The organism is Kitasatospora sp. MBT66 (assembly GCF_000710405.2).
GTDB lineage: Bacteria > Actinomycetota > Actinomycetes > Streptomycetales > Streptomycetaceae > Kitasatospora > Kitasatospora purpeofusca.
The window spans coordinates 189,056-200,095 of record NZ_JAIY01000020.1; the positions used below are offsets into that span (position 1 = coordinate 189,056).

8 protein-coding genes are annotated in these 11,040 nt (G+C 74.1%); 5 read left to right on the plus strand and 3 right to left on the minus strand.

Annotation, left to right across the window (positions count from 1 at the left end; all coding sequences use genetic code 11):
- Window positions 1-151: 151 nt before the first annotated feature.
- Entirely contained in the window at window positions 152-1,237 is a 1,086-nt protein-coding gene (locus BI06_RS41885) for an aldose epimerase family protein (protein WP_051742925.1), read from the minus strand.
- 232 nt (window positions 1,238-1,469) lie between these two features.
- Window positions 1,470-4,577 (minus strand): AAA family ATPase, encoded by a 3,108-nt coding sequence (locus BI06_RS41890; protein WP_051742926.1) that lies wholly within the window; start codon window positions 4,575-4,577, stop codon window positions 1,470-1,472.
- Between the two features lie 293 nt (window positions 4,578-4,870).
- Between BI06_RS41890 and BI06_RS41895 the strand changes: the two genes are divergently transcribed.
- The 3 genes from BI06_RS41895 (at window position 4,871) to BI06_RS41905 (ending at window position 8,235) form a co-directional block, all read left to right on the plus strand.
- Window positions 4,871-5,818, plus strand: a complete 948-nt coding sequence (locus BI06_RS41895) for a hypothetical protein (protein ID WP_051742927.1) — start codon at window positions 4,871-4,873, stop codon at window positions 5,816-5,818.
- Window positions 5,819-6,111: 293 nt separating this feature from the next.
- Window positions 6,112-7,635, plus strand: a complete 1,524-nt coding sequence (locus BI06_RS41900) for an aldehyde dehydrogenase family protein (protein ID WP_043477352.1) — start codon at window positions 6,112-6,114, stop codon at window positions 7,633-7,635.
- Window positions 7,636-7,911: 276 nt separating this feature from the next.
- A complete protein-coding gene (locus tag BI06_RS41905) occupies window positions 7,912-8,235 on the plus strand; it encodes a hypothetical protein (protein WP_030392201.1) in 324 nt (107 codons plus the stop codon).
- 37 nt (window positions 8,236-8,272) lie between these two features.
- Here BI06_RS41905 and BI06_RS41910 read toward each other — a convergent pair whose 3' ends face one another.
- Window positions 8,273-9,493 (minus strand): serine hydrolase domain-containing protein, encoded by a 1,221-nt coding sequence (locus tag BI06_RS41910; RefSeq protein ID WP_043477356.1) that lies wholly within the window; start codon window positions 9,491-9,493, stop codon window positions 8,273-8,275.
- 86 nt (window positions 9,494-9,579) lie between these two features.
- Here BI06_RS41910 and BI06_RS41915 point away from each other — a divergent pair, with 86 nt between their 5' ends.
- Entirely contained in the window at window positions 9,580-10,089 is a 510-nt protein-coding gene (locus BI06_RS41915) for an NUDIX hydrolase (protein WP_043477359.1), read from the plus strand.
- Window positions 10,090-10,132: 43 nt separating this feature from the next.
- A partial coding sequence (locus BI06_RS41920; RefSeq protein ID WP_082559069.1) for a TetR/AcrR family transcriptional regulator occupies window positions 10,133-11,040 on the plus strand: 908 nt, incomplete at its 3' end.

Below are 11,040 nucleotides of genomic sequence, written 5' to 3' on the forward strand. Positions count from 1 at the left end.
AAGAAAAAGCGATCGTTACACCCACGTGTCCTTCACGTTGCCGCACGGTAGTTGACAGGCAAGGGAGTTGTGGCGCTTTGTCCGGTTCGCCCCGGTCGACAGTTGCCGCCGGGGCCACCCTCCGTGGTGAAAGGCTCTTGCAGCGCCCCCGTCAGCCGGTGGTGCCGAGCCGGAACACCGTGGTCGAACGGAACTCCTCCCCCGGCCGCAGCACGGTGCTCGGGAAGTCCGGGTGGTGCGGGGAGTCCGGGAAGTGCTGGGTCTCCAGCGCCACCCCGGAGAAGGGCCCGTACGGCACCCCGCTCGCTCCGCTGACCGCGCCGCGGAAGCCGTTCGCCGTGTAGACCTGGATCCCCGGCTCGGTGGTCAGCACCTCCAGGGTCCGCCCGCTGACCGGGTCCTCCAGCCGCGCGGCCCGGGCCGGGGCGCCGTCCGCCGGGCGGGGGCGCAGCACCCAGTTGTGATCGTAGCCGCCGGGGCCGGTCAGCTGCGGGTGCTCGTCGTGCACGGACTTGCCGATCGGCCGGGCGGAGGTGAAGTCGAACGGCGTGCCGGCCACCGGCTCGATCCGCCCGTACGGGATCTGCCGCCCGTCGGCGGGGGTGTACCCGTCGGCGTCCAGGGTGAGCAGATGGCCGAGGACGTCCCCGGAGCCCTCGCCGCCCAGGTTGAAGTAGGCGTGGTTGGTGAGGTTGACCACGGTGGGCGCGGCGGTCACCGCGTGGTAGCGGATCGCCAGCTCGCCGGAGGTGTCGAGGGTGTAGTCGACGGTGACGTCCAGCGCGCCCGGGAAGCCCTGGTCGCCGTCCGGGCTGTGCAGCCGCAGCCGGACGCCGTCGGGCAGCTCCTCGGCCGCCCACATCCGGTTGGCGAAGCCGTCCGGGCCGCCGTGCAGGGTGACCCCGCCGCCGGTCGGGGCGAGCGGGTGCTCCTCGCCGTCGAGGCCGACCCGGCTGTCGGCGATCCGGTTGGCGTACCGGCCGACCACGGTGCCGTAGTGCCGGGCCGGGCCGAGGATGTCGGCGATCCGGTCGCTGGACAGCAGCACCTGGCCGGGGCGGCCGTCCCGGTCGGGGCCGACCAGGGTGTGCAGGGTGGCGCCGAGGGTGAGCACGCTCGCCTCGTACGGGCCGGCCCGCAGCGTCCAACGCTCGATCGCGGAGCCCGCTCCCGAGGGATCCAGGGGCTCGCGCCGCACGCTGGTGGTCCGCGACCCGTTCGCCGGGGGCGTCGCCATGGCCTGCTCCTCACTGGCGGGCCACGGGGTGCGTGCCCACCCTTGACCGGGGTACCGCCCGGACCCCGTACGGGCCCGGGTCGGCGTCAAGCCTAGTCAGCCGCGGGGGTGGCAGGGCGCTCATCGGGCCCGCGCGCGCCGCCCGGGCACCGCCCGGCGCTCCGGGACCGACCAGGGGTCGAGCAGTTCCGACCGGTTCCGATCAGTCCCAATCGGCCCCGGCCGAAAACCGTCAGGAACGGTCGGGCCGGTCGGGCCCGTCCGACCGCTCGGCACGCTCCGGCCGCGCCCGGAGCTCCGGAAGCGCCGACGACGGCTCCACCGGGTCCGAGCCGTCGCGCGGCTCGGGGGTCCACGGCTCGACCGCCCGCTGCTCCGGCGCCAGCCCGAGAGCGGCTGCCAGACCGTCGGGCCCGCTGCCCGCCTTGCGGTAGACCGCGGCCAGCCGCCGGTTGACCAGGCTGAGCGGCAGCGCCAGCCGGTCGGCGATCCGCTGCGGCGACACACCCCGGACGGCCAGCTCGGCGACGTCCCACTCGGGCTGGCTGAGCGTCTCCCGCACATCGCCCAGCCGGTTCGGCCGCAGGCCGTAGTTGGCGAGCTCGCGCCGGGCCCGGTCGACCAGCCCGTCCGCGGCGCAGTGCTGGGCCAGCTCGATGCCCTGGTACAGGTACTCCTGGGCGTCCTCCAGCCGGCCGACCCGGCGCAGCGCGGCCCCGAGGTCGACCAGCGCCACGGCGTGCTCGTAGCCGGCCGGCGACTGGCCGAGGTGGGCCACCGCCCGCTCCAGCAGTTCGACCGCCTGCTGGCCGTCCTCGATCTGGGCGTACAGCCGCAGCGCCGTCCCGATCGCCGAGGCGGTGCCGAACCGCTCCGCGTCGGCCACCGAGCGGCGGGCGTAGTCGCGGGCCCGCTCCGGCTCGTCCTCGGCGAGCGCGATGGCCAGGTGCGCGGCCCAGGGCGCCCAGACGGTGTTGTGCCAGCCCCGGATGTCCAGCTGCGCGCCGGCCTCGGTGAGGGCGGCGGCCGCGCCGGCGGGCCGCCCGACGGCGAGCAGCAGCTTGCCGTACAGCGAGGCCGCGGCCGGCAGCACCATCGCGGTGGCGTGGTAGGGCGGATGGAAGCCGAAGTCGAGGGCGAGCTCCCAGGCCTCCTGGCTGCGACCGCGGGCGATCAGGGTGTCGATCAGCACCCCGACCGCGTCCCAGGCCAGCGGCAGCTTGGAGCCGATCCGCTCGGAGAGCCGCAGCGCGCGGCGCAGGAAGTCCTCGGCCTCGGCCAGCAGACCGCGCCGGAACCGGGCCAGGCCCATCAGGAAGTAGGCGAAGCCCCGGTGGGCGCCGGACCAGCCCGCCACCTCGAACTGGACGATGGCGTCCGAGAACAGCCGCTCGGCCTGGGCGATCCGGTCGTTGTAGGTGTAGGAGAGGCCGAGCGTGGCAGGCAGCTCGAAGCCCCAGATGTTGTCGGTCCAGCCGAGCCCCTTGGGCAGCCGCCCGTTGTCCAGCACGTCGTCCGCGTGCCGCAGCACCTCGTTCGAGGGCGCGCCGCGTAGGGTGAGGTCCCAGGCCCGCAGCGCCAGCACCGCCCGGTCGGCGGCCTCGCGCCCGGTGAGGCTCTCGCACAGGGCGCCCAGCCGGGCGGAGCGGGCGGGCCCGTCCTCCTCCGACTTGCGGAAGGCGTGCCACATGAACGACGCGGCCTCCAGCCGCAGCCGGCCCGCCGGGTCCCCGTAGGTGTGCTCGGCCTCCTGCTGGCAGACCAGGGCGGCCTGGCGCAGCTCGCCGCTGTGCGCCAGCACCTCGGAGAGCCGGAAGGTGGCGTCCACCCGGAGCGAGGGGCGCAGCGGTCCCTCCTCCGGGTCGAGCGCGAGCTTCAGCTGGTTGACGGTGGCGACCGGGTCGGTCAGCAGGGCCGAGCAGCCCAGCTCGTAGAGCACCTCGGCGCGGTCCTGGTCGTCCGGCGGTTCGGCGAGCGCGCGGTGCAGACAGCGCTGGGCGGCCTCGGGCGCGCCGATCAGCAGGTGTTCGGAGGCGGCCCGGCGGAGTTTGCGCACGGTGCGGTCGTCGCCCTCGCCCGCGAAGGTCTCCACCAGGTGGCGGGAGGCGGCGAGCAGGCCGAGCCCGGCGTTCTCGATCTCGGCGGCGGCCACGCCGTGCATCCCGGTGCGGGTGGCCTCGGGCATGGTGTTGTAGATCGAGCTGGCGATCAGCGGGTGGACGAATTCGAGGTTGCCGTTCGGCGTGGCGGTCAGGACGCGCTGCTTGCGCAGTTCCTTGACGGACTCGCGGGCGCCCTCGGTGGACTGGGCGGAGATCCGGGTGGCGAGGTCGGGCCGGATGTCGGTGCCGAGCATCGCGGCGGCCCAGGCGAACCGCAGGGTGGCCGCGCCGAGCCGGTCCAGCCAGGACTTGAGGGTCATCCCGGTGGCGTCGACGGCGAGTTCGCGGAGCTGGAGCGAGTTCTCCTCGACCGGGTCGAGCGACTGGTCGCGGACCTGGTCGAGCAGGGCGACGGCCTCGAACGGATTGCCGTTGACGACGTTCCAGAACTCGTAGCAGAAGGCGTCCTCGGCCCGGTCGCCGAGCTCGGCGCGGATGATGTCGGTGACGGCGACCAGCGACAGCCGGCTCAGCTCGTGCCGGCGGGTGGCCAGCGCGGCGACGGCGCGGTGGTGGTCCTGGGACTCCTGCTGCCAGTCGGCGGTGTCGTCGCGGTAGGCGAACACCAGCAGGACCGGCAGTTCGCGCGCCCGGACGGCGAACTGCGCCAGCCAGCCGAGGGATTCGAGGTCGGCCCAGTGCAGGTCGTCGACGAGCATCACCAGCGGGGCGCGGCGCGGGGCGAGCTGGGTGAGGACGAAGTCCAGGCCGTCCCGGACGCCCTGCGGGTCGAGGCGGCGGGCGCCCTTCTTGGGCTGCTTGAGGCCCATGGCCGGTCCGACGACCTCCTCCCAGGTGCCCATCACCTGGCGGAACTCGCCGGGCTCGAGGCTGCCCAGCACCGGCTGGAGCAGCTGGCGCAGCACGTGGTACGGCTCGTTGAACTGGCGCTCGCCGCCGCGGGCGAACAGCACGGTGGCGTTGGGACGGAGCTTGGCGATCCGGCGGACCTCGTGCAGCAGACTGGTCTTGCCGATGCCGGGCCGGCCGGAGAAGGTGAGGAGTTCGCCGATCTCGGTGCCGCCGGCCGCGAAGTCGCGGCAGAGTTTGTCCACCGCCGCCTCGGCGGAGCGGAGTTCGGCGTCACGGTCACGCAACCTGACCCGGCTGGGGGCGCCTTCCGCCTCCCGCGCGCCGGTCGTCGCCTCCGCCCGGAATTCGCTGTCCCGCTCGGTCACCGTCGCGCCTCCGCCTCGCCGTTCCCTGCTCGTGGAGCCGAGAGTAGCGCCGCCGGGGGTGCGGTGGAGCGCATTCACGCAGGCGGGGGCCGAGATCGAGGGTTCGGCGAGCTTGCCGAGGGCAATTGCCCTATATCCCTAACGTCGGATCATTGCATCGGATACTCTACGGCCCGCAGGCCAAGTTGATCATGTCGTGCCAATCCGTCACCAACCGGCCGCGCAACCCCAACTCCCCCACTGACAGCAGTAATACCTTAAGCGCCCCCACCCTCCGCAGCTCCGGGAGTCCGATGTCTGACGACACCTCACTTCAGATTCCGTTCCCGTACCGTCGCAGTGCCCACGGGCCGTACGCCACCGAACTGCACCGCGCCTGGCTCACCCGCCACCCGCTGCTGGCCGACCCGACCCACCCGTCCTACGCGCACTGGGAGGTCGTCGACCTCGCCGCCCTCGGCTACCCCGACGCCGGGCCGGACGAACTCGCCCTGGCCGCCGACCTCATGGGCTTCTACTTCCTGTTCGACGACCAGTTCGACGGCCCGCTCGGCCGCCGCCCCGCCGAGGTCGCCCCCATCTGCGACCGGCTGGTGGCCGTGCTGCACGGCGCCCGGCCCGACCGGGACTCGCCCGTGGAGACCGCGTTCGCCGACCTCTGGGAGCGCAGCGTCCAGGGCATGCCGGCCCGCTGGCAGGCGCGCGCCGCGTACAACTGGGAGTACTACCTGGCCAGTCACCCCGCCGAGGCGGCCGGCCGGATAAGCCCGCGCCCTCCCGATCGGGCCGGCTACCAGGTACTGCGGCGCGGCACCGCCGCGATGGAGACCATCTTCGACATGGTCGAGCGACTCGGCCACTTCGAGGTCCCGCCGGCCGTCCTGCACCACCCGGTGCTGCGTCAGATCCGCCAGCTCGCCGCCGACATCCCCTCGCTCACCAACGACGTCCGCTCGTTCCCGCTGGAGGCTCCGCGCGGCGACGTCAACAACCTGGTGATGATCGTCCAGCGGGAGCGGGACTGCTCGGCCGAGTCGGCCTGCGCGGTGGTGATGGCCGAGGCCCAGCTGATGGCCGAGCGCTGCCGCGAGCTGTACGAACGGCTGCCCGACGTGTACCGGGAGCTGGGGCTGGCCCGGGTCGAGCGGATCGTCGCCCAGCGCTACGCCGACGGCCTGGTCACCTGGCTGGCCGGCTACCTGAGCTGGGAGCGCCGCACCGGCCGCTACCAGGAGGCCTGAGGGGCGTCCGCCCGCCCGCCTCCGGTGCGTTCCCGTCCGAGGCCGACGAGCAGGCACCGGGACCGAAGCGCGGCGGCCGGAATGCGCCACCCTCCGTGGACGGGCACCGTACGGACCGTAGCCGAACCGGCCGCCCGCCGGTTAGGGTGCTGCTCGGCGGGCGCCCCCGGAGCGGGGCACGCCCGACCCGCGTGTGTGTCCGTACCCTCCGCCGGGCCGCCCTGCACGGCCCGGCGCACCGCCCGGCCCACGCGCCGGTGCGGCGCCCCGACAGCGCGAGGAGGCACCAGAGCATGCCGGTCTACCAGCCCCCCGGACAGCCCGGATCCATCGTCGAGTACCGCCCCCGCTACGAGCACTGGATCGGCGGCCGCTGGACGCCCCCGGTCCTCGGCCAGTACTTCGAGAACCCCAGCCCGGTCACCGGCGAGGTCTTCACCGAGGTCGCCCGCGGCACCGCCGAGGACATCGAGGCCGCCCTCGACGCCGCCCACGCCGCCGCCCCGGCCTGGGGCCGCACCCCGCCCGCCGAACGCGCCCAGGTCCTGCTGCGGATCGCCGACCGGATCGAGCAGAACCTCGAACGGCTCGCCGTCGCGGAGAGCTGGGAGAACGGCAAGCCGGTCCGCGAGACCCTGGGCGCCGACCTGCCGCTCGCGGTCGACCACCTGCGCTACTTCGCCGGCGCGCTGCGCGCCCAGGAGGGCGGCCTCTCCCAGCTGGACGAGGACACCGTGGCGTACCACTTCCACGAGCCGCTGGGCGTGGTCGGCCAGATCATCCCGTGGAACTTCCCGATCCTGATGGCGATCTGGAAGCTCGCGCCGGCCCTCGCGGCGGGCAACGCGGTCGTGCTGAAGCCCGCCGAGCAGACCCCGGCCTCCGTCCTGCTGCTGGTCGAACTGACCGCCGACCTGCTGCCGCCGGGCGTGCTCAACGTGGTCAACGGCTACGGCCTGGAGGCCGGACGCCCGCTGGCCTCCAGCGACCGGATCCGGAAGATCGCCTTCACCGGCGAGACCACCACCGGCCGGCTGATCGCGCAGTACGCCAGCGGCAACCTCATCCCGGTCTCGCTGGAGCTGGGCGGCAAGAGCCCCAACCTGTTCTTCGCCGACGTCGCCGCCGAGCGGGACGCCTTCTACGACAAGACGGTCGAGGGCTTCGCGATGTTCGCCCTCAACCAGGGCGAGGTCTGCACCTGTCCGAGCCGGGCGCTGATCGAGTCCTCGATCTACGACCGGCTGCTCGCGGACGGCCTGGAGCGGGTCCGTTCGATGCGCCAGGGCAACCCGCTCGACACCGAGACCCAGGTCGGCGCGCAGGCCAGCGCCGAGCAGCTGCGCAAGGTCCTCTCCTACATCGACATCGGCCAGGCCGAGGGCGCCAAGGTACTGGCCGGCGGCGAGCGGGCCGACCTGGGGGGCTCGCTGGCCGGCGGCTACTACATGACGCCGACCGTCTTCGAGGGCGTCAACGGGATGCGGATCTTCCAGGAGGAGATCTTCGGCCCCGTCGTCGCGGTCACCCGCTTCGAGGACTTCGACGACGCGATAGCGCTCGCCAACGACACCCTGTACGGCCTCGGTGCCGGTGTCTGGACCCGCAACGGCACCACCGCCTACCGGGCGGGCCGCGCCATCCAGGCGGGCCGGGTCTGGACCAACTGCTTCCACGCCTACCCGGCGCACGCGGCCTTCGGCGGGTACAAGAACTCGGGCATCGGCCGGGAGAACCACAAGGCCGTCCTGGAGCACTACCAGCAGACCAAGAACCTCCTGGTCAGCTACTCCCCGCAGGCCCTGGGCCTGTTCTGACCGACCGGCCCCGCCCCCGGCACCGAGAAGGCGGCACCGCCGACCGGCACCGCCGACGGGCCCGGAACGCGGAGTGGGAAGTCGGTCCGGCCGACTTCCCACTCCGTACGCCACTCCCCGTGGCCCGGTCTCGGGGACCCCTGAGGGCAAATCACCCGTATCGGGATGTAAGCACATGAATCACCGGAAATCTCCGACGCGCCGCCGACATGCGCGGCGTGTCCCGTCCGACGCCCTAAACAGGAGTCCCCACCGCTTCGACTCCTGGGAGACCGGATGGCCATCGCCACCGCCAAACTGACCGACCCGACCGTGCGCGCCGCCGTCACCGCGATCAACGCGGGCGACCGGCAGGCATTCGTCGACCTGCTCGCCCCCGACGCCACGATGTCCGACGACGGCTCCGACCGCGACCTCCAGGACTGGATCGACCGGGAGATCTTCACCGTGCGCGGCCACATGGAGGTCCGCTCCGAGTCCGACGGCGGCCGGGCGCTGGTCGCCGACTTCCGCAACGAGACCTGGGGCGAGATGCGCACCGCCTGGCGCTTCACCGTCGAGCACGGCCGGATCGGCCGCTTCGAGACCGGCCAGGCCTGACCTCCGGCGCCCCGTCACCGGGGACGGCCGGGGAGGGTCAGGACACCCCGAGCGACTCCCGCACCGCCCGGATCAGCGCGCGGGAGCGGACGTCCCCGGTGACACCGGGCTGCATGCCGTTGGTGACGTAGCCGAAGCCGATCCCGAGCCCGGGATCGGCGAAGCCCAGCGCACCGCCCCGGCCGGGGTGCCCGAAGCTGGCCGGCGAGGCCATCAGCGCGGTCGGGCTGTGCCGGAAGAAGCCCAGCCCGAAGGTCGAGTTGACGATCAGCACCCGGTCCGGGCCGCTCACCACCGGCCCGACCGCGCGGGCCAGCACCTCCGGGCCGAGCAGCGGCGGCAGCGTCCCGCCGCCGCTGCCGTACCGGTCCGCCTCGCCGATCAGTGCCGCGTAGAACCGCGCCACCGAGCGCGCGGTGCCGATCCCGCCCGCGCCGGGGATCTCGGCGGCCTGCACCGCCGGGTCGTTGAGGTCCACCCCGGGGCGCACCGAGGCGAAGGCCCGCGCGGTCAGCGAGGACGGGTCCTGGTAGGCGTCCCGGACCGACTGCTTGGGCCGCAGCCGCAGGCCGCTCGGCCCGGTCCTGGCCGACGGCGGGGCGGGCAGGTCGACCAGCCGGCCGACCCTGGGCGCGGCGCCGGCCGGCAGCCCGATCCACAGGTCCAGGCCGAGCGGCCGGGCGATCTCCTCGGCGAAGTACTGGCCGACGGTCCGTCCGGAGACCCGGCGCACCACCTCGCCGACCAGCCAGCCGAAGGTGTACGGGTGGTAGCCGTGCGCGGTCCCCGGCTCCCAGGCGGGCCGCTGGGCGGCCACCGCGGCGGCCGCCCGCTCCCAGGTGAGCACGTCCTCCAGCCGCAGCGGCACGTCCAGCGCGGGCACGCCCGCCTGGTGCGACAGCAGCCAGCGCACCGGCACCCCGCCCTTGCCGGCCGCCGCGAACTCCGGCCAGTAGGAGGCGACCGGGGCGTCCAGGTCGAGCTGCCCGCGCTCGGCGAGCAGCAGTGCGGTGGTCGCGGTCAGGCCCTTGGTGACCGAGCGCAGCACCTGCGCGGTGTCGGCCGTCCACGGCACCGCCGGCGCGGGCCGGCCGCCGACCTCCGGCCGGGCGTCGCCGCCCCACAGGTCGACCACCTTCCGGCCCCGTACGTACAGCGCGAACGCCGCGCCGAGTTCGCCGTGGTCCCGGAAGTTGCGGGCGAAGGCCTCCCGCACCGGCTCGAAGCCCTCGGCCGTCTCGCCCCAGATCTCCACCACCGCGCGCCGTCCCCGTCCTCGTCGATCGTTCGTACGTTCATCGTTCGTGTATCCGCGAATCGCCCGGAAACCCTAACCTGTCGGGCATGACCAATCCTGCCGATGAGCTGCTGGACGTCGTCGACGAGCACGACCGGGTGATCGGGACCGAGACCCGCGGGGAGGTGTACCGGCGGGGGCTGCTGCACCGGTGCGTCTTCGTCCTGGTCCGCGACCCGGCCGGGCGGATCTTCGTGCACCGGCGCACCGACACCAAGCTGTTCGCCCCGGGCGCCCACGACATGTTCGTCGGCGGCGTGGTGGGCGCCGGCGAGACGTACGAGGAGGCCGCCGTCCGGGAGGCCGAGGAGGAGCTGGGCGTGAGCGGCATCGTCCCGCGCCCGCTGTTCCGCTTCGTCTTCCGGGGCGACGGCCTCAGCTGGTGGTCCGATGTGCACGAGGCCGAGTGGGACGGGCCGGTGGACCCGCAGGAGTCCGAGGTGGCCTGGCACGCCTGGCTGACCCCGGCCGAGCTGGCCGAACGCCTGGCCCGGGACGAGTTCGTCCCGGACGGCAGGGAGGCGTACCGCCGCTACCTGGAGCACCACCGGACCTGACCGGGCCTGACCGTCCCTGACCCGGGCCGATAGGGTGGCGCGCATGGCATCCCGCACGCCGTCGGCCCCCTCCTCCGCGCCCGCGCGCGGCGACCGTCCGGAGCGCACCGGGCGGTCCGCGCCGACCGGCACACCGGAACCGGCGGTCGAGGCGGGCGAGGCGGGCGGAGCCGTCGGGACGGGCCGGACGGCCGGACCCGGCAAGGCGAACCAGGCGGCCGGGACGGGCAAGTCCGCGCGGCCGCGCCGGCGGCTGAGCGTCGACGAGCGGCGCGAGCAGCTGATCGCCGTCGCGCTGGAGCTGTTCAGCCACCGCCCGCCGGAGGAGGTGTCGATCGACGACATCGCCGCCGCCGCGGGCGCCTCCCGGCCGCTGGTCTACCACTACTTCCCGGGCAAGCAGGCGATCTACGAGGAGTCGCTGCGGCGGGCCGGCCGGGAGCTGTCCGCCCGGTTCGAGGAGCCGGCCGACGGCCCGCTGTCCGAGCGGCTGTACCGGGTGATGGGCCGCTACCTGGACTTCGTGCAGAGCCACGGCCCCGGCTTCGCCGCGCTGCTGCGCGGCGGCTCGGTGACCGCCAGCACCAACACCTCGGCGGTGATCGACGAGGTCCGGAAGGCCGCGCACGAGCAGATCCTCGGCCACCTGGCGCTCCCCTCGCCCAGCCCGGGGCTGCGGCTGACCGTCCGGGCCTGGATCGCCAACGCCGAGATCACCTCGCTGGAGTGGCTGGCCGACCGCTCGGTGCCGTTGGAGGAGCTGCAACTGCACCTGGTGCAGGAGTTCGTCGCCGCGCTCACCCTGACCGCCGCCCGGGAGCCCGCGCTCGCCGCCGAGCTGGCCGGCTTCTTCGCCGGGGAGCGGCCGGACGGCCCGACCGGGAAGCTGGTCCGCGACCTCGCGGGCCTGCTGGCCGTCCCCGGCCTGGCCGACACCCTCGCCGTCCTGGC

Excerpts from the sequence above, each read along its gene's own strand:
- BI06_RS41915 (WP_043477359.1), top strand. The coding sequence starts at position 9,580 with ATGACCAATCCTGCCGATGAGCTGCTGGACGTCGTCGACGAGCACGAC.
- BI06_RS41895 (WP_051742927.1), top strand. The coding sequence starts at position 4,871 with ATGTCTGACGACACCTCACTTCAGATTCCGTTCCCGTACCGTCGCAGT.
- BI06_RS41900 (WP_043477352.1), top strand. The coding sequence starts at position 6,112 with ATGCCGGTCTACCAGCCCCCCGGACAGCCCGGATCCATCGTCGAGTAC.
- BI06_RS41905 (WP_030392201.1), top strand. The coding sequence starts at position 7,912 with ATGGCCATCGCCACCGCCAAACTGACCGACCCGACCGTGCGCGCCGCC.
- BI06_RS41885 (WP_051742925.1), bottom strand. The coding sequence starts at position 1,237 with ATGGCGACGCCCCCGGCGAACGGGTCGCGGACCACCAGCGTGCGGCGC.